At 44.7% G+C, this 23,479-nt stretch carries 27 protein-coding genes and 1 pseudogene; 11 read left to right on the top strand and 17 right to left on the bottom strand.

The window, feature by feature from the left end; genetic code table 11:
• Positions 1-79: 79 nt before the first annotated feature.
• Positions 80-259: a hypothetical protein gene (locus K5620_RS05535; protein WP_016400965.1), complete on the bottom strand. Its 180-nt coding sequence runs from the start codon at positions 257-259 to the stop codon at positions 80-82.
• Positions 260-329: 70 nt separating this feature from the next.
• Positions 330-1,235, bottom strand: a complete 906-nt coding sequence (locus tag K5620_RS05530; protein ID WP_016400964.1) for a hypothetical protein — start codon at positions 1,233-1,235, stop codon at positions 330-332.
• A 315-nt stretch (positions 1,236-1,550) separates the two neighbouring features.
• On the opposite strand from K5620_RS05530, the pseudogene K5620_RS05525 reads away from it, so the two are divergent.
• From K5620_RS05525 to bluB, 6 genes and pseudogenes are all read left to right on the top strand, one after another.
• Positions 1,551-1,763 (top strand): annotated as a pseudogene (locus K5620_RS05525) (VF530 family protein); the annotation flags it as partial.
• A gap of 106 nt (positions 1,764-1,869) precedes the next feature.
• On the top strand, positions 1,870-2,808 hold the full coding sequence (gene yegS / locus K5620_RS05520; protein WP_016400961.1) for a lipid kinase YegS: 939 nt from the start codon (positions 1,870-1,872) through the stop codon (positions 2,806-2,808).
• Between the two features lie 108 nt (positions 2,809-2,916).
• Positions 2,917-3,174 (top strand): HP1242/YdcH family protein, encoded by a 258-nt coding sequence (locus tag K5620_RS05515; protein WP_016400960.1) that lies wholly within the window; start codon positions 2,917-2,919, stop codon positions 3,172-3,174.
• A 126-nt stretch (positions 3,175-3,300) separates the two neighbouring features.
• On the top strand, positions 3,301-3,924 hold the full coding sequence (locus K5620_RS05510; protein ID WP_016400959.1) for an NAD(P)H-dependent oxidoreductase: 624 nt from the start codon (positions 3,301-3,303) through the stop codon (positions 3,922-3,924).
• A complete protein-coding gene (locus tag K5620_RS05505; protein WP_016400958.1) occupies positions 3,921-5,837 on the top strand; it encodes a monovalent cation:proton antiporter-2 (CPA2) family protein in 1,917 nt (638 codons plus the stop codon). Before K5620_RS05510 ends, K5620_RS05505 begins: the two co-directional genes overlap by 4 nt.
• Positions 5,838-6,234: 397 nt before the next feature.
• Positions 6,235-6,888 (top strand): 5,6-dimethylbenzimidazole synthase, encoded by a 654-nt coding sequence (gene bluB / locus K5620_RS05500; protein WP_016400956.1) that lies wholly within the window; start codon positions 6,235-6,237, stop codon positions 6,886-6,888.
• 106 nt (positions 6,889-6,994) lie between these two features.
• Here bluB and K5620_RS05495 read toward each other — a convergent pair whose 3' ends face one another.
• From K5620_RS05495 to K5620_RS05485, 3 genes are all read right to left on the bottom strand, one after another.
• On the bottom strand, positions 6,995-7,813 hold the full coding sequence (locus K5620_RS05495) for a hypothetical protein (protein WP_016400955.1): 819 nt from the start codon (positions 7,811-7,813) through the stop codon (positions 6,995-6,997).
• Positions 7,814-7,835: 22 nt separating this feature from the next.
• Entirely contained in the window at positions 7,836-8,591 is a 756-nt protein-coding gene (locus K5620_RS05490; protein ID WP_016400954.1) for an NYN domain-containing protein, read from the bottom strand.
• 352 nt (positions 8,592-8,943) lie between these two features.
• Positions 8,944-10,041, bottom strand: a complete 1,098-nt coding sequence (locus K5620_RS05485; protein WP_016400953.1) for an alkene reductase — start codon at positions 10,039-10,041, stop codon at positions 8,944-8,946.
• Positions 10,042-10,224: 183 nt separating this feature from the next.
• Between K5620_RS05485 and K5620_RS05480 the strand changes: the two genes are divergently transcribed.
• A complete protein-coding gene (locus K5620_RS05480; protein WP_016400952.1) occupies positions 10,225-10,881 on the top strand; it encodes a DsbA family oxidoreductase in 657 nt (218 codons plus the stop codon).
• 77 nt (positions 10,882-10,958) lie between these two features.
• Here K5620_RS05480 and K5620_RS05475 read toward each other — a convergent pair whose 3' ends face one another.
• Genes K5620_RS05475 through K5620_RS05445 form a run of 7 tightly spaced genes read right to left on the bottom strand, consistent with a single transcriptional unit; the run spans position 10,959 to position 16,312 of the window.
• A complete protein-coding gene (locus tag K5620_RS05475; RefSeq protein WP_016400951.1) occupies positions 10,959-11,450 on the bottom strand; it encodes a chalcone isomerase family protein in 492 nt (163 codons plus the stop codon).
• Positions 11,443-11,916 (bottom strand): DUF2878 family protein, encoded by a 474-nt coding sequence (locus tag K5620_RS05470; RefSeq protein WP_016400950.1) that lies wholly within the window; start codon positions 11,914-11,916, stop codon positions 11,443-11,445. The genes K5620_RS05475 and K5620_RS05470 overlap by 8 nt, the downstream gene beginning before the upstream one ends.
• A gap of 4 nt (positions 11,917-11,920) precedes the next feature.
• Entirely contained in the window at positions 11,921-13,141 is a 1,221-nt protein-coding gene (locus K5620_RS05465; protein WP_016400949.1) for an SAM-dependent methyltransferase, read from the bottom strand.
• Between the two features lie 24 nt (positions 13,142-13,165).
• Positions 13,166-13,897, bottom strand: a complete 732-nt coding sequence (locus tag K5620_RS05460; RefSeq protein WP_016400948.1) for a DUF1365 domain-containing protein — start codon at positions 13,895-13,897, stop codon at positions 13,166-13,168.
• A complete protein-coding gene (locus K5620_RS05455; protein ID WP_016400947.1) occupies positions 13,894-15,147 on the bottom strand; it encodes an NAD(P)/FAD-dependent oxidoreductase in 1,254 nt (417 codons plus the stop codon). Before K5620_RS05455 ends, K5620_RS05460 begins: the two co-directional genes overlap by 4 nt.
• 5 nt (positions 15,148-15,152) lie before the next feature.
• Entirely contained in the window at positions 15,153-15,875 is a 723-nt protein-coding gene (locus K5620_RS05450) for an SDR family NAD(P)-dependent oxidoreductase (RefSeq protein ID WP_221077453.1), read from the bottom strand.
• The gene (locus K5620_RS05445; RefSeq protein WP_016400944.1) at positions 15,872-16,312 is read right to left on the bottom strand and encodes a nuclear transport factor 2 family protein; all 441 of its coding nucleotides are present in this window, start codon (positions 16,310-16,312) and stop codon (positions 15,872-15,874) included. Before K5620_RS05445 ends, K5620_RS05450 begins: the two co-directional genes overlap by 4 nt.
• Positions 16,313-16,458: 146 nt before the next feature.
• On the opposite strand from K5620_RS05445, the gene K5620_RS05440 reads away from it, so the two are divergent.
• From K5620_RS05440 to K5620_RS05430, 3 genes are all read left to right on the top strand, one after another.
• Positions 16,459-17,082, top strand: coding sequence for a hypothetical protein (locus K5620_RS05440; RefSeq protein WP_215426362.1), 624 nt, complete (start codon positions 16,459-16,461; stop codon positions 17,080-17,082).
• Positions 17,083-17,162: 80 nt separating this feature from the next.
• Positions 17,163-17,741 (top strand): sigma-70 family RNA polymerase sigma factor, encoded by a 579-nt coding sequence (locus tag K5620_RS05435; protein ID WP_016400942.1) that lies wholly within the window; start codon positions 17,163-17,165, stop codon positions 17,739-17,741.
• Positions 17,734-18,411 (top strand): ChrR family anti-sigma-E factor, encoded by a 678-nt coding sequence (locus K5620_RS05430; RefSeq protein ID WP_016400941.1) that lies wholly within the window; start codon positions 17,734-17,736, stop codon positions 18,409-18,411. The genes K5620_RS05435 and K5620_RS05430 overlap by 8 nt, the downstream gene beginning before the upstream one ends.
• Before the next feature lie 51 nt (positions 18,412-18,462).
• Here K5620_RS05430 and K5620_RS05425 read toward each other — a convergent pair whose 3' ends face one another.
• Entirely contained in the window at positions 18,463-19,410 is a 948-nt protein-coding gene (locus K5620_RS05425; RefSeq protein WP_016400940.1) for a chemotaxis protein CheV, read from the bottom strand.
• A gap of 255 nt (positions 19,411-19,665) precedes the next feature.
• Between K5620_RS05425 and trhO the strand changes: the two genes are divergently transcribed.
• Positions 19,666-20,649, top strand: coding sequence for an oxygen-dependent tRNA uridine(34) hydroxylase TrhO (gene trhO, locus K5620_RS05420; RefSeq protein ID WP_016400938.1), 984 nt, complete (start codon positions 19,666-19,668; stop codon positions 20,647-20,649).
• 46 nt (positions 20,650-20,695) lie between these two features.
• On the opposite strand, the gene K5620_RS05415 is transcribed toward trhO, so the two are convergent.
• From K5620_RS05415 to K5620_RS05400, 4 genes are all read right to left on the bottom strand, one after another.
• Positions 20,696-21,202, bottom strand: a complete 507-nt coding sequence (locus tag K5620_RS05415) for an RNA methyltransferase (RefSeq protein WP_016400937.1) — start codon at positions 21,200-21,202, stop codon at positions 20,696-20,698.
• A gap of 122 nt (positions 21,203-21,324) precedes the next feature.
• Positions 21,325-21,780 (bottom strand): VF530 family protein, encoded by a 456-nt coding sequence (locus K5620_RS05410; protein ID WP_016400936.1) that lies wholly within the window; start codon positions 21,778-21,780, stop codon positions 21,325-21,327.
• Positions 21,781-21,844: 64 nt separating this feature from the next.
• Positions 21,845-22,711, bottom strand: coding sequence for a carboxylate/amino acid/amine transporter (locus K5620_RS05405; protein WP_016400935.1), 867 nt, complete (start codon positions 22,709-22,711; stop codon positions 21,845-21,847).
• Positions 22,712-22,843: 132 nt separating this feature from the next.
• Positions 22,844-23,479, bottom strand: coding sequence for a GNA1162 family protein (locus tag K5620_RS05400; protein ID WP_016400934.1), 636 nt, complete (start codon positions 23,477-23,479; stop codon positions 22,844-22,846).

Genomic DNA, 23,479 nt, shown 5'->3' with positions numbered 1-23,479 from the left:
GGAGATAAGGCTTTATGTATGACAACTTAAGCGTTGAAGACGCAGATAAAAAATAAGCCGCAAATGCGGCTTAGTCTATTTACACTTTTATATTTATATTTTCGCCTAGTCCAGCTCTAGTCGCAGGTGCGGCTTCTGGTACGTCAGCTGCGGCCACTAATTCTTGCACCGCTTTACCGTCTTGCTCTTGCTGACTTTTCGCCAGCTTGGCTGAAATCACTTCCATTGATTGCGAAGTGCTTGCTCCACTGATTTCCATTCTACCTCCTATTCCTGGACATCAAGCCTATAGCGGCAATACTGAGCTTTTCTTTAGTAAAATTTGCTATTTAATTATCACAAGCTTCTGTTGTGAGTTGGTGCTCGCCTTTATCTTCACCTTCGGCAATGACAAAATCGCTAACAAACTGATAGCACTGCACCCCACCCTGCATCGCCAAAGCTTTAATGGTAATCACTCCACTGTTGCCAGACTTGCGATTACTCCATTGCTCCTTAGCACCTTGTTTTGGCTGCTTCATCAGCTTCTTCATGGCTTGTTCGTATTCATCTCGATCTTCATCAGTAATGCTGTCGGTGCTCTTAAGGCCTAAACGCTCTGTAGTACTGTCGCCAATCCTACCAATGAGATTAAACGGCGAGGTTAATATTCCACCGACAAACCCTGTCACTAACCCTTTGCTGGCTTCTTTACCTGCATCTTCGGCTTTGCTCACTAAGTCATCGGCACTGGCAATCATCTCGGGGATTTCTATCCTTAAGGCCTCGCTCTCTGCCAAAATAAGCGGCACTTGTGGCACCACTTTAGCAATCTCTTTATTGGTACCTCGCACGGTGGTGTTGGTTTCATCCACTCGCTTGAGGATCGCCGGTAGTTCTTCGCGCCACGCTTCTGTTTGTTCTAATACCGGTTCAATGGCTTGGCTAATTGCGGCAACTTCATCAATGATTAAAGGAAGTTGAGCGTTGATGTCATCAACTCGGCTTAATACCTCGGGAATCAATTCTTGGTAACCTTCACTCTGCTCAATAATTTGCGGAATAAAGGTTTGTAGCTCTGCGATTTGCGCCACAATTGGGTCAACCCGCTGAGCAGTACTATCCACCTGCTCTAACATGCTCGGCAATTGGATCCGCACTTGGCGAAGTTCTAAGGTAAAAAAAACAATCGCTGCGGCTAGTGCAAACAACCCCAAGGCAGTGAGTATTCGAACAAAGCGTAAAAGACCTTCCATTTAAGCCATTTTCCCGTTGATTCTTCTCGCATAACCATAACCTATCTCTAGAGCCGAGTCTGCGTAAACCGCGGCAAAACCATTAATACCAATCACACTCAGTAAGTAATCAGAAATAACGCAAGAAACATACTCGAGAATAAGGCAGGATTTTTTTCGATAAGTCGTTATTCTACAATCAAAAACTCTATCGCAATTATCGAGTATTTTAACCAGATAGAATGAACAGGTACTTAGTACGATTGGTATAATAGCTTTAGCTGTGACTAATTGAAGCTGATACAATTACTCGGTAAGAAAACAATAGGCTTCAACATGACTCAAGTAAACAATCCCCTGCACGGTAAAACTCTCCAAAGTATTCTCGAAGAACTGGTTGAATTTTATGGTTGGGAAGAATTAGGCGCGCGTATTACCATTCGCTGTTTCACCCACGACCCAAGCATTAAATCTAGCCTTAAGTTTTTGCGTAAAACGCAGTGGGCACGCGACAAAGTAGAACGTTTATACCTACGAATGAAAGGCTTAGCATAAGTTTTTAGCCCCGCTTAACACCTTGTCGCTAGCGAGCAAAGCTAAACGAGCATATAGTAATAAAGCAGCTAAGTTGCTGATTACTAAATAGAGGCTAATTGTGGAACTTCGACTAATACTCAACGGAAAGAAAGCTCACCTGCCCGAGATACGCGAAGCCGTGCAGCAACTGCGCAAACAAGGGCACGACATTCAGGTACGAGTCACCTGGGAAGGTGGAGACGTTGAACGTTTAGTCGCCGAGGCCCACCAGCAAGGTTGGAATTCACCAGACAAAAAACTAGTTATTGGTGGTGGTGACGGCTCGGTGCAAGAGGTAGTTTCTGCACTTATGCAATACCCCGCAGAGCAACGCCCAAGCTTTGGCGTATTGCCACTTGGCACAGCCAATGACTTTGCCACTGCCTGCCAAATCCCCGATACCGCCTTAGCAGCGCTCGAGTTTGCTTTATCAAACAGCGCCAAAGCAGTTGATGTAATCCAAGCGACCGATTTAGAAAATCAGCAAAAGTTCTATTTTATGAACGTGCTCACCGCAGGTTTTGGTGCCCAAATCACCGCAGAAACCCCAGTTGAGCTTAAAAACTTTTTAGGGGGTGGTGCTTATACCCTCTCTGGCATTGTGCAAGCGCTAAACTTTAAACCTTATATCGGCGAGATAAATAGCCCCGACAAACAGTTTTCTGGCGGTATCATCATTGGCGCCTTATGTAATGGTAAGCAGGCTGGCGGAGGCCAAGTATTAGGGCCAAATGCCTACCTAAACGATGGTTTAATGGACATTTGTTTAGTTCGCGATTTCCCCGCTACCGCGCTAAGCCAAGTGCTGCAAGAAGCATCAGCCTTTGGTAATGACGAACAAATAAATGCCGACTATGTAGTGTCTTGGCAAACGCCTTGGTTAGAAACAAAATCTGAACAGTTTATTCCCACCAACCTCGACGGCGAACCGCATAAATTTAGCCACGCGCGCTTTGACGTTGTTCCCAATGCTTTGCCGCTAATAGTGGCCGACTCTTGTCCTTGTTTAATGCCTTAAAGGGCAGACCAACAACGAAATTTTTAGCCTCTAAGGCTTGCTTAACTGCCCTAGCTTAACGAGTTTCGACTAAGCTGAAAGGTAGGCCAGCAAGCTAACGAGGCAAACATGTTAGGTGAAAACCACGCGCTTATTTTCGAGTTTCCGGAACATCGGGAGAGAATTCATCAACTTAAAGTAGCAGACAGCGATTTTAATTCGCTGGCTAAGCGCTACCATCAACTCGACCATAAAATACGCGGCTTAGAAGCCACGCAAGTTCCCGCAGAAGACCAATACTTCATGCAAATGAAGCTACAACGCGTTCAACTCAAGCAGCAAATCTTTAGCATTTTGTCACAAGCCAATACAGCAACTGCAGAATAATGGCTAAAAAGAGTAAAGCTAATAAGTTAATTTTATTCGCTTTTACTTGAACCTTGTTGCTAAAACTACCTATATTGGAACTAGTTTTTATTGTCGCTTGTCATGCAAGGCTAAAAGGAATTACCAATGCCAAAGCAGAAAAACAAAGTATTACTGCTATTTGCGCACCCGTCGCAAGATCGCTCCGAAATCAATAAGCCTATGTTCAAGCTTGCCAGTAAAATAGATGGTGTAACCGCCATAGATTTATATCGCGAGTATCCCACTTTTCGAATCGACGTAGACAAAGAACAACAACGCTTGCTCGCGCACGATATTGTGATTATGCAGTTTCCACTTTATTGGTACTCCACCCCAGCCATCTTAAAAGAGTGGCAAGACTTAGTGCTGGAATATGGCTTTGCTTATGGGCACGACGGCACCATGCTGCATGGTAAAACCTTGCTTTGCGCCATAACCGCAGGCGGTGCAGAAGCGGCTTATAGAAAAGAGGGTTATAACCACTTTACTATTCGTGAATTACTGCACCCCTTAGAGCAAACAGCCTCGCTAATTGGTATGCGCTACCTAGCGCCTTTCACCCTATTTAGCTCTCGTACTGCTGCCGAAGAAAGTCGCGACAAAAAGCATTTAGAAGATTGGACTCAGCTACTTAACGCATTAGTAAACAACCAACTCGATTTTGAACTTGCTGCAGGCTTAGCCAAGCTAGATGTGCAAAATATTGACCTTATTAAGGAGTTGCTATGACCGGTTACTTCTTACAAGCCTTTGTTTACTTAATTGCCGCCGTGCTGGCCGTGCCACTGGCCAAGCGTTTAGGTTTAGGCTCGGTATTAGGCTACTTAATTGCAGGGGTAATTATTGGCCCAGTGATTGGTTTGGTAGGCGCTGAAACCGCCACTATTCAACACTTCGCCGAGTTTGGCGTAGTGATGATGTTATTTGTGGTAGGCCTAGAACTAGAGCCTAGAATGCTCTGGAACATGCGCCATAAACTCATTGGCCTTGGCGGCTTGCAAGTAGGCATCACCACCTTGGTGGTGATGTTAGCCTGCTTAGCTTTTGGGCTGCAGTGGTCGATAGCGCTGGCGGTTGGTTTAATATTCTCGCTCTCCTCCACCGCCATTGTGCTGCAAACCTTTAACGAAAAAGGTTTAGGTAAAACCGATGGAGGGCGCTCTTCCTTCTCGGTATTGCTGTTTCAAGATATTGCAGTAATCCCCATGTTGGCACTTATCCCTTTGCTAGCTTTGCCAGAGCTAGTGGCCTTATCCGAAAAACTGGGTGAAGCAGCCGCAGAACACGGCGATAGCTTAAACCTAGTGGCGCACCTGCCTGGTTGGGCCTACGCCATTGTGGTGGTTGTGGCCATTGTAGCGTTAGTGGTTGGTGGCCATTTCCTTAGTCGCCCACTGTTCCGTTACGTGGCTAGCTCTGGGCTTCGCGAAATTTTTACCGCCGCCACTTTAATGCTGGTTATTGGTATCGCCGCGCTAATGGGCTTGGTAGGTTTATCGCCTGCCTTAGGCGCATTCTTAGCTGGCGTGGTACTCGCCAACAGCGAGTTTAGGCATGAATTAGAATCCACCATCGAGCCTTTTAAAGGGCTGCTATTAGGCTTGTTCTTTATCACTGTGGGTGCGGGTGTCGACTTTGGCGTATTGCAATTGCACTGGGGTAAAGTTATCGCCATGGCTTTAGCCATTATGCTAATCAAAGCCACCATTTTATTTGTTCTAGCGATTATCTTTAAGATTAAAAACAGCGACCGTTGGCTGTTTGCCCTTAGCTTGGCCCAAGCCGGTGAGTTTGGCTTTGTACTGCTTAACTACACCGTGCAAAACCATGTTATTCCACATGACTTATCACAAATCCTGTCGTTAGTTGTGGCCTTCTCAATGTTCTTAACACCGAGCCTGTTCATACTCTATGACAAAGTGATTTTGCCACGTTACGAACGCTCCGAAAACCATCAAGAACCCGATGAAATTGATGAAAAAGGCACGGTAATTGTGGCGGGCATTGGTCGTTTTGGGCAAATCATCAACCGCTTTTTAGTGGCTAACGGCATTAAAACAGTGGTGCTCGATCACCAAGCGGGCCAAGTAGAATTAATGCGTAAAATTAACATTAAAAGCTACTTTGGCGATGCCACCCAACCAGACCTATTGCATACAGCAGGCATAGAAGAAGCCAAGCTTATGGTGGTCACCATCGATGATAAAGAGAAGGTGCGCGACATTGTTAAATACGTAAAGCACGCGCACCCGCATGTGCGTTTAATGGTGCGGGCGTTTGACCGCGGCCATGCTTACGAACTGCGCAGCTTAGGTGCCGATCACATAATTACCGAGGCCTACTACTCTGCACTAGAAATGGGTGGCCGAGCACTTAACGAATTGGGCTTTCATCCCTTTAAGTCTGAACAGCTTAAAGCCGCGTTTGACCAAATAGAAAAAGACAATAAAGAAAAGCTCTACCAAACTTGGTTAGCGGGTAACGAAGACAACCGCTTTAGCAACGACTACCGCGAACTGTTTTTGCAGTTAGAAGAGTTACTAGGCAAAGCCATGAGCAAAGATCGCAGCGACGGTCACTCGCTTACCGAACGTGGCTGGACACCGCCACCTAAAAGCTATCAAGACGACTTTAAGCAATAGTCATTAGGGTCTGTTGATCTTTGGTGTGGAAATTTTGTTCGAGATAAGCGGGCTTTAATCGCGGCGAGCACTTAGAGGCCTAGTGGGCTAAGCAAGAAGTGCTTAACAAAGAGTAAAGTTCGCTTATCCGAACCCTTGGGGCAGCATTTATTAGCCATTTATTCAGCGTTAGCGAGTGATTATTAAGCCCACTTAACTGCACACTCACTGCCTTGCCTAAATGGCTAATAAATTGCTGCAAAACCATCAGCAAAGATCAACAGCCCCTATTACACACAGCCCCATAGCAAAAGCCATGGGGCTGTTTGTTTTTAAACGGGTAAAAGCTGGCTGCTAGGCGTTGCAGTCAATCTGCGCTTAAGGCTTAATAGGGCAAATTTTTGATATTAAGCGCAGTATGCATATCAACCAAGCTGAACGAGACGCCCTGTATAAAGTTATCTACTCCCGCCGCGATGTACGTAAAGACTTCTTAAGCACCCCAATTAACGACGACGTTATTCAACGTATTCTAGCCGCTGCTCATCACGCGCCCAGCGTAGGTTTTAGTCAGCCTTGGGATTTTATTTTGGTAAGTAAAGAGCAAACCAAACAAGCGATTAAACAGGGCTACCAAGCCGCCAGTGAAGAATCTGCCAAACTGTTTGCTGATGATAAACGCGAGACCTACCAAAGCTTTAAACTTGAAGGCATTTTAGAAGCACCCTTAGGCATTTGTGTTACCTGCGATAGAGAACGCAACGGCCCGGTGGTAATAGGCCGCACCATTAAGCCAGAGATGGACTTATACAGCACCGTGTGTGCTATTCAAAACATGTGGCTGGCCGCCCGCGCCGAAAACCTTGGCCTAGGCTGGGTAAGCATTATTCACGACGAGGTTCTTCGCTCTGCCCTTAACATTCCAGAGCGTTTAGAAATTATTGGCTACCTGTGTATCGGCTATGTATCCGGCTTTGAAGACAAACCAGAACTGGAGCAATTTGGTTGGTTAGAGCGAGAGAACTTAAGCCAACTGGTTCATCACGAGCAATGGTCAGATAAAACTAAGTAAACGAGGTAACTGGCTATCTGGTGTTGGACCACAACACATCAGTAAAAGCTAGCTATCGTAATCAATCAATTGATTTAAATTGACTCTGACACCTTTAATTTCTTGATTAATCTTCATCTGGGTCAAATGTATATTCAGGGTAATAGTTGAGGACATTGTACATTTTAGGTTTACCTCTTACGGTTTGAACTTCCACATCTACAACAAAAGCGAGTTCTTGCCAAGGCTTAACTAATGATGGGTCAGGGTGTAGCATGGCTTCCTTTAAGGCGTTGTTTTCGAAGATAACCTTTAATGCTGTCTTTGAAATATCATCAATTATTGCTTTATTACCTGTATCAGAGTTTGGGTCAAATTTAGTTTGATACCAGTACATTACCTTTTTCAGGTGTTTGTTTTCTTGCGGAATATCGATATCTTCAATCAAGCGACCGATTCGATTTTGTATAGCGGCAGCTTCATTAGAGTTTAATATAAATTGATTGACGACCTTACCGCCATCAGAAACATTGATATTCATTTGTGAACCATTATCTTTTGCGATGGGCTCAACAATTTTGTTCCACTCCTGAAGGTCTTGCTTGGCCATATCTTTTGGTGGCCTGTCGCTTTTACCAAGTAACCAGTTACAAGTACTCTGGACTACGTTCGCCCATTCATACAACGAGCCTCCTGACCAGATTAATGGAACTATCGGGGCTGCCTGTGAAACCAGTTCGACGACAATTGAGCCTTTTCTCACTTCTTTAATGAGCAACTCAGAGCCTACATCCGTCAATTCATCGGTTTCAGACTCTACGAATTTGTGAAACTGTTTATTGAATGACAACAAGGATAATGAGAGATCTTCTAACCCAACCGGAAGCTTATTGTCTATCTTAATTTCTAACTTTTTTGAGAAATCTATTTCTATTATGTTCGACATTGTTTCCTAACCATTTAACGCTTCAAGCAGGGGCGTAGCTTTGCTGCGCCCCTTGCTTTAACTTGTTAAGCTGCTTTGCTTTCTTTTTATCTCTAACCCATAAAACTGAACCATTTGTTTTTTTCATTTCAAATAAATCTATAGCTTGAAATAAGTCACTTAATTTCTTAAAGCCATAATTACGCTGATCAAAAGAAGCATGATTAGAAATATGCGTACCAATAGGACCTAACATAGCCCAGCCATCATCTTCTTCAACGGCTTCAATTGCTTGCCTCAGTAAGTTAATTAATTTGGTGTCACTTTTTATGGTCTTTGTTTGTTTTTGGATAGGTAATTCTTTTTCGCGATCTTCATCAAGATACAGAAATCGAGAACAACTATTTACGAAAGCTAGCGGTGCTTTACGTTCACCAAAACCAATCACAAACTTGCCATCGGCCAATGAACGAGTAACCAAGGGTGTAAAGTCACAATCAGACGAAACTAGGCAAATAACATCAATGTCTTTCGTGTACAACACATCCATAACATCAATTACCAATGCCATATCTGTGGCATTTTTGCCTTTGGTAAGATCGAACTGCTGCATTGGCTGTATTGCAAATTCATGAAGCACATCTTCCCACGGCTTCAAATTTTGATTTTTCCAGTTTCCATACGCTTTACGAATATTGACTACTCCATAACGAGCCAACTCAGAAAGCACCTTATCGATCTTTTGGGCAGGTGCGTTATCCGCATCAATGAATACTGCAATTTTTTCTTTATCTTTCATAGATGCCTCATCGGAACTTAAACTCTATTACTGCGGCCTTGCAACTTTCCTTACTAGGCTGCCACCATTAAACGCCAAGCATCAACAATCGCTAGAAAAACGTCGTTTAATCATACAGTAACAACACACTTCAAATAACTATTTAATCAACAAGATAGTCTTTAATTGAGTTAGCTCACTTTTATGAAGTGACTATGTGGGACAGTTCGGGGGGAGCAAAACACTGGTGACGAGAACATTAGACGTAGGTGCGCTAATAGGACAGGTTTAAGTTCCTCCTCTTCAAAAGACAATAAAAAAGCCAGCGAGCGCGTCTATTCACTCACTGGCTCCTATACCAAAACCCTAGCAACTAGGCCTTATAACTTGGGTAATCCGTTAGGCCTTTTTCGCCACCGCCAAACAGGCTGTTTGGATCGTGTTCGGCCAGCGGGTAACCGTGTTGTAATCGTGCGGGTAAATCGGGGTTTGCTACAAAGGGGCGGCCAAAACCAATCATGTCGGCTAGGCCTTCATCAATAGCTTGTTGGGCGCTGTCGGCTTTGTAACGGCCAGCGTAAATAAGTACACCTTTAAAGGCATCACGCAGCGCTTGTTTAAAGGCTTTTGGCGTTTCTGGCGCGTCGTCCCAATCTACTTCAGCAATGTGTAGATACACAATGTTGTGTTTATTTAGCAGCGCAGCAGCGGCGGTGTAGGTTTCTTCTGGCTTGGCGTCTACAGTACCATTTAAAGTCGTGAGCGGTGCTAAGCGCACACCTACTCGCTCGGCGCCAATGGCGTCTACCATGGCAGCAACTACTTCATCTAAAAAGCGCAGACGGTTGGTTAAGCTACCGCCGTATTTATCGCTGCGTTGATTCGATTCTGAATCGATAAACTGGTTAATCAGGTAACCGTTGGCGGCGTGAAGCTCGATGCCATCAAAGCCTGCGGCAATGGCGTTTAGCGCAGCTTGGCTGAACTGCTGAATAACTTCATCAATGTCTTGTTGAGTCATTTCACGCGGGGTGACTACGTCTACAAAACCTGGTTCGTCGCTGCCGTTATCAATAAACACTTTTACATTTTCGGCTTTAATGGCAGAAGATGAAATTGGCTGTTCACCGTTAATATTGTCTGGGTGAGTCACTCGCCCTACGTGCCAAAGCTGGGCGAACATAGTCCCGCCTTTGGCGTGAACAGCATCGGTGACTTTTTTCCAGCCAGCAATTTGTTGCTCGCTATAAATGCCCGGTGTCCAAGCGTAGCCTTTACCCATTGGCGAGATTTGAGTGCCTTCGGATACGATTAAACCAGCACTGGCCCGTTGTGCGTAATAGCTGGCCATCATTTGATTTGCCACATCGCCCGGCTGAGTAGCACGAGAGCGAGTCATAGGTGGCATAACAATGCGATTATTTAGGGTGTGGGTACCAAGCTTTATTGTATCAAACAATGATGTGGTCATGAGTGAGGTTCCTAGTCATTTGCTACCAGCATAATAGCAACTGCTCAGTTATCTATTTAGATCAAAAACAACAAATTAATGTTGCACTGGCAGCAAATAAGCTTAGCGCCCAATTTAGCGCGATAGTTGCCAATTTCTCGGCAACTCCGCATACTCTAAACTTGTTTAATGAAAAGGTTGCTTATGTCTGCTGGTATTTCTTTGCGCATCGATATTGTGTCGGATGTGGTATGCCCTTGGTGCATAGTGGGTTACTTACGCTTGCAACAAGCACTGTCACAAGTTGACGAGAGTATTCGACCACATATTGAATGGCACCCCTTTGAGCTAAACCCGAACATGCCAAGCGAGGGGCAAAACTTACGTGAGCATATTCAAGAGAAATACGGTAGCACCCTTGAGCAAAGTGAAGCGGTTAGAGAGCAACTAAAAAACTTTGGTGATGAACTTGGTTTTAACTTTAAGTTCAGCCCTGACTCTCGTATCTACAACACTTTTGAAGCACATCAACTGCTGCATTGGGCACAACCTTACGGCAAACAAACCGAATTAAAACTGGCACTGTTTGATGCTTACTTTAGCCAAGCTAAAGATCCTTCCGACCGCAATACCTTATTAGATGTAGTTGAAAGCATTGGCCTAGGCCGAGATTTAGCCGAGCGAGTGTTGGTAGATGAAATGTATGTTGAAGCGGTAAGAGACAGCCAGCAGCAGTGGCAAAATCAGAACATTAGAGCGGTGCCAGCTTTAATCTTTAATAATCGTTACTTATTGTCTGGCGCGCAGCCTGTGGAAACCTTACTACAAGTAATTAACGAGTGTACCAACAGCGCTAGTTAGCGCCCACCAACTTTCTTTGCAGCTTAAGGAAGCGGCTGTCTTCAGATAAGCAAATGCCTGGAAAAAGCTAGTTAGACTTAGTTAGCGCCAATCAGTTTACGTTGCTGTTTAGGGAATCGGCTGTCTTCTGATAGCCAAATACCCAAGAAATGCTGGCTAAATAACTTATCTTCCAAGGAGCCCAGCAGCTTACCATTTAAGTAAAACTGACCTTGATTAGCTGACTCGGCGACCAGCTTTAGTTGGTCGCCTTTTTTTAAGTCTGGCCAAAGTTGCGAAAGCTCTGCTAACCATTGTTCACAAGGTGCTTGCTCGCATACACCTAAGCGCTGCCATTCGTCCTCGGTTGCTTCTAGCAATTTATCGCGTTTTATTTTGCGTAGGTAATCAATGGTGAGTTCCATTGGGTAACGGTTTTGCTGGTAACGCCCATCTGGGCTGTGCAAGCTAACCGTGTAAATGGGCCAAAACAATACTTGCAACTTAGCGTTACCCACCAGCTGCATTTGTGTTTCTGCTTGGCTAGAAAACGCCAATAAAATACTGGCTAATGCCATGGCTTTAAACATAGCGTTTCTCCAATAGCGAATTAGCTAAGTAAGCAAAGCCCGCCCACAAGGGGAATAGGATAAGCAGACCTAATATTGCATCGGGCTGTATCGCAAATACCTGCGCTAAACTGGCTAGGTAGTAAGACACCGGGCCCATTACCGCCACAAATAAGGGCATGAAGGGTTTGGGGAAACTGGCTAGGCTTGGCAATAACAAGGCAAAGCTTGCCCAAAGCAACATCATAAACAGCGGTAAATTTGGCGAGCTAAAGCTCAGCACTCCCATTTTTACCAAACTGAAATCTAAAATAACCCCAACCACGCTGAGCATTGCACAGGGAATAAGCACAGCCCATTGGTAACGGCGAACTTGCAAAGCCACTAAGCCGACTAACCCCAGCGCCATAAACATCACCGCTTGCTGCCCCCAAAAGAAGGCCGCTAACCAGTTAAGCTTAAATAGCAGCAATACCGGCCATTGCATGAGCTTAGGCCTTAACCAAAGTAAGTTGCTCGGTGCCAATGTTATGGCTTCTAAAACCTGCTTCGCAGTATGCGAAGTAGAAATGCCATAGACGGTAGAACTGCTCGTCGAAGCCAAAGCGTTGATTATTGTTGTGCTGCTGTTGCACCCGCTGATGCCAGTGCTGTAGGGTTTCGGCGTAGTCGATACCTATCTCTAGTCGTTGTAGAGATCGTAAGCCTTGCTTGGAAAAGAGCTGTTTGAGTAGCGATGGCGAAGGTAAGAAGCCACCAGGAAATACATACTGCTGAATAAAGTCGACACTTTTGCGATAGGCCGAAAAGCGGCGGTCATCAATGGTAATGGCTTGAATAAGCATTAAACCACCGGCCTTTAACCTGTTGGCACATAGCTCGGCAAAACCCGGTAAAAATTTCTCGCCCACCGCTTCAATCATTTCAATAGAGACCAGTTTGTCGTACTGGCCTTCTAAATCGCGGTAATCTTTATTTAGCACAGTCACTAAATGACTGAGCTTACGCTCCGCCACCTTCTCCACCACATAGGCGTGCTGTTTGTCGGAAATGGTGGTGGTGGTTACCTTGCAACCGTAGTGGCTAGCCGCGTACATTGCCAACCCACCCCAACCGGTGCCAATTTCCAAAAGATGGTCACTCGACTCAAGCTTTAGCTGCTCGCATATGCGCTTGAGTTTGTTGTCTTGCGCCTCGGCTAAGGTAATATCTTGGCCGCCAAAAATGGCTGAAGAATACTGCATTTGCGGGTCAAGAAACGATTGATAGAAATCGTTGCCAAGATCGTAGTGAGCCAGAATGTTCTTTTTCGCTTGGCGTTTATTGTTGCGGCGAAAGAAGTGCTGCACTTTAAACCACGCATCGGTAAACCAGTGCAGTTTTCTGTCTAAGCTATCGAGGTGATCTTGGTTGTCGGCCAAAAGCTGCAGTAAGCGGTGCAGATTAGAACAGCGCCACAACCCTTCCATGTAGGTTTCGCCAGCGGCAATGCTACCGCCTTTTAAAATACGAGAAAAAACTTGAGAATCGAGGATATGAACTTCAACGGTTTCGGGGTGGTCTGCTTCACCTAAATGAACCGACTCGTAACCTGCTTGACTCATTAAAATGGCGCCGCCTTTTAAACCGTCAAAGGTTTTTAATACAAGGTGGCGGGTCCAATCTAAACCACTGGAAACTGAAGCAGAAGAAAGCGATTTTGCAGTAGCCATAGTTTTTCCTTAGGGCAATTTTAATTATTTTTTAGCACTGGCTGGATGACCATAGAAAGGCACTTTTTTCATCCATAGCTTCAATGCTTGCCAGTAAATTCCTGTAACAACCTTGAGAGTCATTAAAGGGTATGAACTTATTACGCGGCGAAGGCTAGAAGAGTTTAACGGCTGCTTAATTAAATTTATGCCAGCACTAAATTCTTTCTGCTCGCGCCAGCAATTAATCACAATATTCACCTGCTGTTGCACTAGCTTTACTTGCCAGTGATAACGCATGTCCATGGGATTAAAAGGGGAAACGTGAAAGGTTTTATCGTGATCTTTTAACTCGTTTAAATCCAGCCAATATTGGTGCTTTTCTTTCCAAGGAGTATTGGTGACTTCGGCCAGCATGTAATCAAACTTATCGCCGTCGCCATAAAGCACAAAGTTAACCGGGCTAAAGTACCAACCCAAGCAGCGCAGTTGACCAAGCAAGACCACTTGCTTGGCTTGATAGTCGGGCTGAAAACGCTGCTGAGCGCGCAAGGCTTTATCACCGATAGTGCCTTGTTCGCTGCCTAAATAGTCGCCCGCTTTTAAGCGAAACCAAGGTAAAAAACGCCCAAAGCTTTGCAGCGTTTGCTGCACGGTTTGTTCTTCGGCCAAATCAATCCAGGCGTAATACAGCCGATAATTAAAGCCGTGTTTGCGCGGCACAAAGCGTTGATGAAAGGTATCGCCGAAGGCGATAGCCGAGTGCTCTATGCTCATAGGTCCACTCCAAACTTACGACACACCTCCACAGCCGAGCGTACGCCATCTTCGTGAAAACCGTTGTGCCAATAAGCGCCACAAAAATAGCTGTTGTTGTGCCCGCAAATATTGTCGCGTTGTTGTTGAGCTTGGTGGCCATCTATGGAAAACACCGGATGCATGTAATTAAAGCGCTTAATTACTTTATCTTCGGCTATCGGCTCTAGGGGATTTAGGGTAACGCAAAACTGCGGCGCATCGCTTAGGCCCTGCAAACGGTTCATGTCGTAGGTAACACTGGCTAGGCGGTCGCCTCTATCACCACTAGGCGGTAATAGGTAATTCCAACTGGCTCGCGCACGATGAATGCTTGGCAATAAGCGCTCGTCGGTATGCAGAATTACTTCGTTATTTTGATACTTGAGTTTGCCTAGTACCGAACGTTCATCATCACTGGCCTGAGCGCCTAATGCCGACAAAGCTTGGTCACTATGACAAGCAAAAATTACCGCATCACCCTGCCATTGCCAACCATCGCTGGTTGTAATCTTAACGCCAGTATCATCTCGGTGAATGCTACTCACTTGACTATTCAAACGGATCTGCTCATCTAAGCCCGCCAACAGCGGCTTAATGTATTGTTTTGAGCCCCCAGGGATGACATACCATTGCGGCCGGTTGGCTACGTCTAACAAACCGTGATTAACAAAAAAGCGAGCAAAAAACTGCATCGGAAACTGCATAATGCCGTTTAACGAAGAGGACCAAATGGCCGCGCCCATTGGCAATAAGTAGTTCTCTTGAAACATGCGCGAGAAGCGATGCTGCTCTAAAAACTGGCCGAGACTTACCGCGGTATCTATGTCTATCGCTGCTTTAGCTAACTTATTAAACCGCAGTATTTCATTGATAAACTTGTAAAAGCTGGGTTTGAGTAAATTGCTGCGTTGGGCAAACAGTGTATTTAAATCGTGGCCGTTATACTGCAAGTTGAGCTCGGGATTTACTACACTAAAGCTCATTTCGGTTTCTTGAGCTTGAATGCCCAACTTGGCTAATAACTTGTTAAACAGAGGATAGGTGCGGTCATTAAACACAATAAAGCCGGTGTCTACTGCATGCTCTTTGCCCTCTATAGTGACTTGGTTAGTGGCGGTGTGGCCACCTAAGTAGTCATTTTGTTCTAATAGCGTTACGTCATGCTGCTCTTTTAATAAGTGCGCACAGGTCATGCCGGAGATGCCGGCACCTATAATGGCGATTTTCATTCTATCTATGCTCCTTCCTTGTGAGCTAAACGGCGACAGATATTTTGCTGCCAGCGATATGGCAAGCAATTGAGTATGTGTAGAAAGCCGCTGAATAAGCTAGGGAAGTTAATCACAGTTTTACCTTTATTGAGGCCTTTGATGATTGCTTGACTAGCTTGCTCGGGGCTAATAATACTGGGCATAGCAAAGTTGTTTTTGTCGGTAAGCGGGGTTTTAACAAATCCTGGTTGAATACAATGAACGCTCACCTGTTTGTCACCCAAATCAGTTCCTAGGGCTTGGGTTAAATAATGCACCGCGGCTTTGCTACTGCCATAAGCGCCAGCTTGGCTAAAGGGCAATAAATGAGCAAGGCTACCAACTAACGCCAGTTGAGAGCCCGGCTTTAGGTCACCCCACAGGGCATCTAAGCAGTTAGCGATGGTAAGCACATTGCTTTGCCACACTCGCTCAAACAGTTTGGCGTCGAAACGTTGAGGGTCTAAGTATTCACAATTGCCGGCACACAACACAATGAGGTCCATTGCTGGCAAATCGGCAAAGCTACTGCGCACCTGTTCTAGCTCGCCAAGTTCTACTTGCAGCGGCGTTATGCCTTGTTCGGCTAGCTCTTGCAAACGCTGTTGGTTACGCCCCTGCCCCCACACCGAATGGCCTAGCTTTTGGTAATCAAGCGCCAACTGCTTGCCAATGCCGGAACTTGCACCAGTGATTAGAATATTCATTGTGCTAGCCCATTTTTAAGCTTTTTGGATAGCCAACCAATTACCGGAATATGGTCATGCAGCATCGCGCTTACGTCATAGTAATCACGGTGGTAATAAATTTTGTCGTTAAACTTAAGGTGGCTTATGCCATCTAGCGACAAAATACGTCCGTTACCTAATTTGGGATGAGCAAACTGCATTTGCCAAGTAAGGCTAAATTCACCTTCTGCAATTAGCCGAGAGTGAAACTCAAAATGGCATTGGCTGGTATTTTGTAAAAGATGTTCAAAATAGCTTCGTAAATCTTGTAAGCCATGAAGATGATGCAGAGGGTCGATAAACTCGATATCGTCGGCATAAATATCAGAAAGGCGCTCAACCTGCGCCATACCTAGCTCACTGTAAAACTGCTCTAGTTGCTTAACAATATGCGGTGCAGATGCCGTGATACTCATTCAATTTTCCTTTACCAAACAAATCTAAGCATTTGTTTCTATTGTCGTTAATCATAGTACGTCAGATAAATTAAGAAAGATCATTCATCCTTTTGGCAACTTTTAGCGTTATATAAGACAAACCATCCATTTCTAGGAATATTTACTTGAGCAGTAGTTGTTGTTTTCCATTAATGATATCTCGTGAGCACTTTATGCCGCAGCGCTTTGCACGGATGAAGGGGCAAGGCGTGGTTTTTATCGCCAGTTTGCGTGCTGCTGAAAAAGCCGGTGGGGTGTGGCTCGCCTTTCAAGACAGCGATGGAAACAGTGCGGTACAAGCTAACGACTTAGTGAGTTTTGCCCAAGTCAGCCATATTGATTGGTTAAGCAAAGCACAAATTGAAGTGGAATTTAAAGTTCTGCATTGGGGCAAAGTAACGTCGGGCAAACCGGGGTTTTCTTCTACTTGGGTATCGCCTACTCTTTGCGCCGATAAAATTGAGCTTTGGCCCAACACTTCCATACAAAAGAACACTGCAGCACTGCAAAGCGCTTTGGCTAACATCAACTTACAGTACCCAGAATTGCAAACCGCCAACTTAGAACAAAGCGTGCAAAGCGTGCAAAGCGAGCAAGTAAAAAACCTTTGCTGGCGTTGGTTAGAGCTGCTACCACTGCCCATTTGCACCAAACAGCGCTTGCTTAAATCACCTTCTGCTTCTTTGTGTATTCGTTATTTAGGATTTATTTTGCGACAAAGTGATCGTTTTACACACCTTGCTCGTTAACTTGTTATCAATCCGTAAACGATTTTGGCAATATGGAAATACACAGTTCAGTATCAAAAATCGGTGGACCCAAATCACCTATGGCTAGTCAAGTAGCTCAGCCCAATAACGACGATGATATCGCTTTGTTATTGGCAAACATTGCCAGTGAGCAATGTCGTAAAAGTTATGACTTATTGTTCCGCCAAGTAGCACCACGTTTATTGAATTTGGCCCGGAAGCAATTTGTCGATGAATCTCTTGCCCTAGAAATGGTGCAAGAAACCATGCTTAAACTTTGGCTTAAAGCTGGTCTTTACGATTCGTCCAAAGGTAATGCAATGACTTGGATATTTTCGGTATCAAGAAACGTTAAGTTTGATTTGATGCGAAAAGGCAAGCATCAACAGAGCTGGGTACAGGGCGATGACTTATGGCCGATTCTTAGCGAAGAAGAAGACGCTGATAAAGTGTCGACCGAAGACCAAGAGTTGGTAACCAACGAGCTAAAACACTTAATTGCTAAGTTGCCAGAAGAACAAGCAGATATCGTAAGGCGGGTTTACTTACACGGTGAATCACAACAGCAAGTGTCTGAAATATTAAACCTACCGCTTGGCACTGTAAAAAGTCGCCTAAGATTAGCGCTGAAAAAAATGAAGGAGGCATTGGATGACTAACATTCAATTTCATCCGGCTGATGAAAGCCTTGAACTTTACGCCGCCGGTCAACTGGACCCAGCCATGAGCATTATGGTTAGTGCTCACTTAGAATACTGCCCAGAATGCCGCCGCCGCGTAGAGGCTGCTGAGCAAAAGATGGCCACTCAACTTGAGCAAGCCCAGCCCGAAGCCATGAACAGCGAACTCGATTCGATGTTAGCGATGATTATGCAGCAAAGTCCCGACAGCGTGATTGAAAGCCCACAGCCAGCACTGCAGCAAGAAATCACCCTCGGCAATAAGCGCTTTCCACTTCCCCGAGCCTTACAAGCTCACCCGCAACATATTGGTCCTTGGGGTCGTTTACCGGGTAAAATCCAACGTGCTCGAGTGGATGCAGTAAGTGACAGTAAAATGAACTTCATTTACATGGATCAAGACAGCGCACTGCCAGAGCATACTCACCAAGGGCAAGAAATAACCTTGGTACTGGCAGGCACCTTTATTGATGACGCCGGAACCTACGTACCGGGTGACTTTATCATTCAAGATGCGCAAAACAAACATACGCCGCGAACGGCCGCTAACCAAGATTGCTTATGCTTAACCTTGTTGGATGCACCTTTGCATTTCACCTCAGGCTTAGCATCGCTACTCAATCCATTTAGCCAACTGTTCTTTAAATAAAGAATGCTAGAAAATAAAAAACCAGCCTAATGGCTGGTTTTTTATTGGCTGTTATTTTAACGATTCGCGCATTCGCTGCTGCACTACGTCTACTAATAAATCTGGCTGGAACTTAGAGATAAAGCGATTACAGCCCACCTTTTCCACCATGGCGTCGTTAAAGCTGCCACTAAGCGAGGTGTTTAAGGCTATAAACAGTTCGCTCATGCGCTCATCACCACGTACTTCTGCGGTTAAGCGATAACCATCCATCTCTGGCATTTCGGCATCGGTAATCATTAGTAAGATTTCATCGTAAACTGATTTACCTTCATCGGCCCAAGCTTTTAGCATGTTCAAGGCCTGTAGCCCATTCTCAGCTTCTATAATCTCCATGCCGAGCTGGCCTAGAGTGGCTTTTACTTGACCGCGCGCGGTAGAAGAGTCGTCAACGACCAATACTCGTTTTCCATTTAGAAGATGTGAAACCTCTTCATCTAAGGCTTCGTCTGAAATTGCGATGTTGTAACTAACAATTTCTGCGAGCACTTTCTCTACGTCAATAATTTCTACAATTCGGCTGGCTTCTTCATGCTCGATACGGGTGATTGCGGTGAGGTAGTTACTGCGCCCCACCGAGCTTGGTGGAGGTAAAATATCTTTCCAAGATGTATTCACAATGTGCATTACTTCGCCCACCATAAAACCTTGCACGCTGCGATTATACTCAGTGATAATCAGATTACAGTCGACTTTGGCTTCTTCTTTGGCTGGTGGCATTTTTACCGCAGCACGCAAATCAATAACCGGAATAGAATGACCACGAATGGTGACTACCCCACTAATATGTGAGTGAGAACCCGGTAGTTTGTTCATGCGAGGTAACTTAACTACCTCTTTAACTTTAAATACATTTATCGCAAACAACTGCATAGAGTTGAGTTTAAAAATCAACAGTTCTAAACGGTTCTCGCCGACAAGTTTGGTACGTTGATCCACTGTGGCTAAAACACTAGACATACTACTCAACCTATTCCATGTTAGATAATTACTTCATTATAGACATCTCATACCACTGAGCAAAAACGCAAGTAGCTGTAGAGACTTGATTTAGCGGGCTAGAACACAATTTTAGCTGTTTTTCTGGAAAAAGCTCACAACAAAAGCTCAACAAAGCACCACAAGATTGCTGCATCTTTTAGCATTTTCATTACAATGGCCTTCTTTAAAAATCATGCTCTGGGATTACGCCCCAAAAGGCAGGAAGCTAAGTCTATGAAAGAAATAACTATTTGCGCCCTTTATAAATTTGTTCGCCTAGATAATTATAAAGAGCTTCAAGAGCCCTTGTTAGCGTTAATGAAACAACAACAGGTGCGAGGCACATTATTACTGGCCGAAGAAGGCATAAATGGCACCATTGCCGGTCCAGACACTGGCATAAGCACGGTGTTGGCTTGGCTTAAAAGCGACAGTCGATTAAGCCAACTTACCGACAAACGCTCGTACAGTGAGCAGCAGCCCTTTAACCGCTCTCGAGTTAAGCTCAAAAAAGAGATTGTAACCATGGGTGTGGAGGGCATAGACCCGAACCATGTGGTGGGATCTTACGTTAAGCCTGAAGACTGGAACGCCTTAATTGCTGATCCGGAAGTGATGGTGGTTGATACCCGCAACGACTACGAAATTCAACTCGGTAGTTTTAAGCATGCGGTTAATCCACATACCGATACCTTTCGTGAATTTCCAGACTATGTCGCTGAAGAACTAGACCCAGAAAAACACAAAAAAGTAGCAATGTTTTGTACTGGTGGCATTCGCTGTGAAAAATCCACCGCTTACTTAAAAGAGCAGGGTTTTGAAGAGGTATATCACTTAGAGGGAGGCATTCTTAAATACTTAGAAGAAGTGCCTGAAGAAAACTCCTTATGGCAAGGTGACTGCTTTGTATTTGATGAACGCGTAACAGTTGATCATCAATTACAACCAGGTGACTACGAACTATGCAGTGGTTGCAGAATGCCCATTTCACCCAGTGATAAGCAAAGCGCCAAGTTTGAACAAGGCGTTAGCTGCCCGCACTGCCATGACAAGCTAAGCGATGAGCAAAAAATGTGTTTTAGAGAGCGTGAAAAACAAGTTCGCTTAGCTAAGCAGCGTGGTGAGCAACATGTGGGAATGGAAGCGGCAGAGCATAGCCAACAGCGCCGAGAGCAAAAGTTGCAACTGCGCCAAGCGCAACGAGCCGACAAAAAATAGCGAGTAGTTGGGGCTTGTTAGCTATCGACTAACAAGCCTGACTTTATCACTTAGCCTTTAAGCGGTTGTTCACATCGCGGCTGCTACGAATAAGAGCCTCGCCACCGCTGGCTTTATCTGATTTTGCTAAGCGATCGTAGAGCACCACATTCACGGTGGCGGCCAAGTTCAAACACCCTTTGGTGGGAACATAAACCACCTCATCAGCTTTATCGACTAACGCTTGGCTAATTGAGCCATCTTCAGGACCAAACACATATAAAGCCTGCTCTGGGTGAACAAACTCCGGCAAGGGTGTTGCCCCTTCGGCTAGCTCGATACACACTAGTTTTACCTGATCGTCAGCTTGCTCAGCAAGCTCATCAACGCCGGTTAGCGATATGTTCAAACTTTGGTTTTTAGTATCGGTATTAAAGCGGGCTGCACGAGCATAACGCTGGCCGGTGTAATACACGGCAGTAGCACCAAAACACCCAGCGGCACGCATTACCGACCCCACATTGCTAGGGCTTTTAGGGTTAACTAATCCAATTTGAACAGACTTTTGAGACATATTTATCGATAAAACCTATAAGAGAGCGCAGTATTATTACAGCAAAATCAACGAGGCGAAATTATACCTGAATTTACTGCCTCACCCACTCACTAGAGCAAACTAATTAGCCTGAGATCAGGTTATTTAGGCGAATCAGCCCATGGGTCTGCACTATCAATCTGATTAGATTTCTCAGCTTTAGGTTTTGCGCTACGAGCTTTAGCAGGACGGCTAGGTCTCGCTTTTGGCTTAGGCTTGTTTTGCACTTGAGGCTTGGCAGTAATATCTATCACTACTGGTGCGCGCGGCTTTTGATCTAAGGGCACTAAACGGTCACGCGGCGGCAGCGCATATTGAACATCATCTGGACGCGGTAAATGCTTAAAACGATAGAGATAAAAACTCTCTACCTTTTCGCGGGCCCAGTCGGTTTTGCGCAGAAACTTAAGGCAAGACTTAGTATTTGGGTTATTGCGAAAGCAATTCATATTCAAGGCAAACGCTAAGGTTTCCCAGCCGTAATGCTCAACAATTTCATCGAGCAGCACTTCCAGCTTTAAGCCATGCAAGGGGTTGTTTTGTTGCAAATCTTTCATCAAGTTTTCCAATATTTAGCGCTTGAATTAAACAGTGATTGTAGCAGAGTCAGGCCAGTCGCATTTAGACCTTAGCCATTCTTCGCTTTGCCCAACGCTCATTAATCGCCAGAGCAGCTAATATAATAGCGGCACCAATGCTTAAGCGCATGATGTCGGCATCGTGATTCCAAATCAATAGGTTCACCGCAATGCCCGCTGGAATAAGCAAGTTATTAGCCACGGCCAACGCACCAATGTTGACTAAGGTAGCCCCCTTATTCCAAGCAAAATATCCCAAGCCAGAGGCTATTGTGCCCAAATACACCAATACTCCCCATTGGGTTGCAGTAGTTGGCAAGCGCTCTGAATTACCCATCGCCAAATAGGCAATCACAGCCACCACCAAAGCACCGACAAAGAACCAAGCAAACACGGTTTGCTGGGCTAAGTGCTTAGGCTCATTAGCCATGATCCGTTTGTAAGCAACTTGCCCGGTAGCAAAACATAAGTTGGCCCCTTGCACCAATAAAAAGCCAGTCACAAAACCTTGGTCTATCCCTTCATAACGGATCGCCACTGCGCCTAAAGTAGCGATAAAAGCACTTAACAAAAACTGCCAATTAAAACGTCGCTCAAAAGCATCATTCACCAAGGTGACGTAAATGGGAGTCATCACTGTAAACAGCAATACTTCAGGAACCGACAAGAACAAGAATGACTGATAATAAAAGCCATACATGCAACCTAGTTGAATAGCTCCCACCAACATTAGTTTTAAAGCTAAGCTTCGGCTAACTTGTTTAGGTTTCAAAAACGGTAGAAAGACCAGTGTTGCCAGTGCAACTCTCATTAACACCGAAAACCACGCGTCTACTTGGCCAGCTAAATACACGCCAATTAAACTAAAAGAAAAAGCCCACAATAGGGTTGTCGACAATAGATACTGCATAGATGTTCTTTGAGTAGGGAACAAAAGCTAGAGCATATATCAGGAAGAAATTAAACCATTGATATAAATAACTTTTTAAAAATTCATATTAGGTGTATAGCGAACTAGTCGCTTATACACCTTGTAAATATACTACTTTGCTACATCAACTAAATAGGGACCACTAGGTAAGTATGTAGCTGCGTCAGAATAAAAAACCTGATAATTGGCGGTTCGAGTTAAAGGCATGTAATCAGGCGCGGCTCTATTTATGCTCGCCGTAATAACTGCACCTATTAAGTCAGCTAAAGCGTTTCCTGTAGAAGAGTTTTGTGGTGTATATTCCATATGCTTATCAGCTTGCCAAAGAACCTCTCCTTGACGCCCTCTAATTTCATAGGAAATATCAACAATGGTGGTGCTAGCAAGCAACAAGTAAGTCGTATCCCACTGATTGATGGTTACATACAAAACACTGTCAGCATCAAACATTTCAGCAATAGTATTGCTAGGTAACTGATGGATCTCTTCTGCTTCGTATAGTCCTTCATACTCCAATATAGTTTTAACTGTATTGATAGGAAATATGTAATAACCTTTCTCAGCTAACATTACTGGCAATGAGCTGTATACAGACAGTGGAGCATTTACATCTACGCTATGATTTACTACAGGTAAAATCAAAATCGAACTTGGATCTCCAAGATCAAACTCTTGTGTAACTTCTGGAGTAGTTTGACAAGCACTAACGAAAATAAGAATGACAAATGGAATTATTCTTTTAAACAT

Origin of the sequence: Agarivorans albus, assembly GCF_019670105.1 — a bacterium.
Classification (GTDB): Bacteria; Pseudomonadota; Gammaproteobacteria; order Enterobacterales; family Celerinatantimonadaceae; genus Agarivorans; species Agarivorans albus.
This window is presented reverse-complemented; position numbering and strand designations above follow the sequence as displayed.

Coding starts and splice junctions, on each gene's coding strand:
- K5620_RS05415 (WP_016400937.1), bottom strand. CDS start 21,202: ATGTCTCAAAAGTCTGTTCAAATTGGATTAGTTAACCCTAAAAGCCCT.
- K5620_RS05410 (WP_016400936.1), bottom strand. CDS start 21,780: ATGAAAGATTTGCAACAAAACAACCCCTTGCATGGCTTAAAGCTGGAA.
- K5620_RS05510 (WP_016400959.1), top strand. CDS start 3,301: ATGCCAAAGCAGAAAAACAAAGTATTACTGCTATTTGCGCACCCGTCG.
- K5620_RS05530 (WP_016400964.1), bottom strand. CDS start 1,235: ATGGAAGGTCTTTTACGCTTTGTTCGAATACTCACTGCCTTGGGGTTG.
- K5620_RS05445 (WP_016400944.1), bottom strand. CDS start 16,312: ATGAGTATCACGGCATCTGCACCGCATATTGTTAAGCAACTAGAGCAG.
- K5620_RS05465 (WP_016400949.1), bottom strand. CDS start 13,141: ATGGCTACTGCAAAATCGCTTTCTTCTGCTTCAGTTTCCAGTGGTTTA.
- K5620_RS05405 (WP_016400935.1), bottom strand. CDS start 22,711: ATGCAGTATCTATTGTCGACAACCCTATTGTGGGCTTTTTCTTTTAGT.
- K5620_RS05430 (WP_016400941.1), top strand. CDS start 17,734: ATGACTAACATTCAATTTCATCCGGCTGATGAAAGCCTTGAACTTTAC.
- K5620_RS05535 (WP_016400965.1), bottom strand. CDS start 259: ATGGAAATCAGTGGAGCAAGCACTTCGCAATCAATGGAAGTGATTTCA.
- K5620_RS05515 (WP_016400960.1), top strand. CDS start 2,917: ATGTTAGGTGAAAACCACGCGCTTATTTTCGAGTTTCCGGAACATCGG.
- K5620_RS05480 (WP_016400952.1), top strand. CDS start 10,225: ATGTCTGCTGGTATTTCTTTGCGCATCGATATTGTGTCGGATGTGGTA.
- K5620_RS05505 (WP_016400958.1), top strand. CDS start 3,921: ATGACCGGTTACTTCTTACAAGCCTTTGTTTACTTAATTGCCGCCGTG.
- K5620_RS05475 (WP_016400951.1), bottom strand. CDS start 11,450: ATGTTTAAAGCCATGGCATTAGCCAGTATTTTATTGGCGTTTTCTAGC.
- K5620_RS05460 (WP_016400948.1), bottom strand. CDS start 13,897: ATGAGCATAGAGCACTCGGCTATCGCCTTCGGCGATACCTTTCATCAA.
- K5620_RS05450 (WP_221077453.1), bottom strand. CDS start 15,875: ATGAATATTCTAATCACTGGTGCAAGTTCCGGCATTGGCAAGCAGTTG.
- K5620_RS05400 (WP_016400934.1), bottom strand. CDS start 23,479: ATGTTTAAAAGAATAATTCCATTTGTCATTCTTATTTTCGTTAGTGCT.
- K5620_RS05425 (WP_016400940.1), bottom strand. CDS start 19,410: ATGTCTAGTGTTTTAGCCACAGTGGATCAACGTACCAAACTTGTCGGC.
- K5620_RS05485 (WP_016400953.1), bottom strand. CDS start 10,041: ATGACCACATCATTGTTTGATACAATAAAGCTTGGTACCCACACCCTA.
- K5620_RS05490 (WP_016400954.1), bottom strand. CDS start 8,591: ATGAAAGATAAAGAAAAAATTGCAGTATTCATTGATGCGGATAACGCA.
- K5620_RS05495 (WP_016400955.1), bottom strand. CDS start 7,813: ATGTCGAACATAATAGAAATAGATTTCTCAAAAAAGTTAGAAATTAAG.
- K5620_RS05470 (WP_016400950.1), bottom strand. CDS start 11,916: ATGCAATGGCCGGTATTGCTGCTATTTAAGCTTAACTGGTTAGCGGCC.
- K5620_RS05455 (WP_016400947.1), bottom strand. CDS start 15,147: ATGAAAATCGCCATTATAGGTGCCGGCATCTCCGGCATGACCTGTGCG.
- K5620_RS05435 (WP_016400942.1), top strand. CDS start 17,163: ATGGCTAGTCAAGTAGCTCAGCCCAATAACGACGATGATATCGCTTTG.
- trhO (WP_016400938.1), top strand. CDS start 19,666: ATGAAAGAAATAACTATTTGCGCCCTTTATAAATTTGTTCGCCTAGAT.
- bluB (WP_016400956.1), top strand. CDS start 6,235: ATGCATATCAACCAAGCTGAACGAGACGCCCTGTATAAAGTTATCTAC.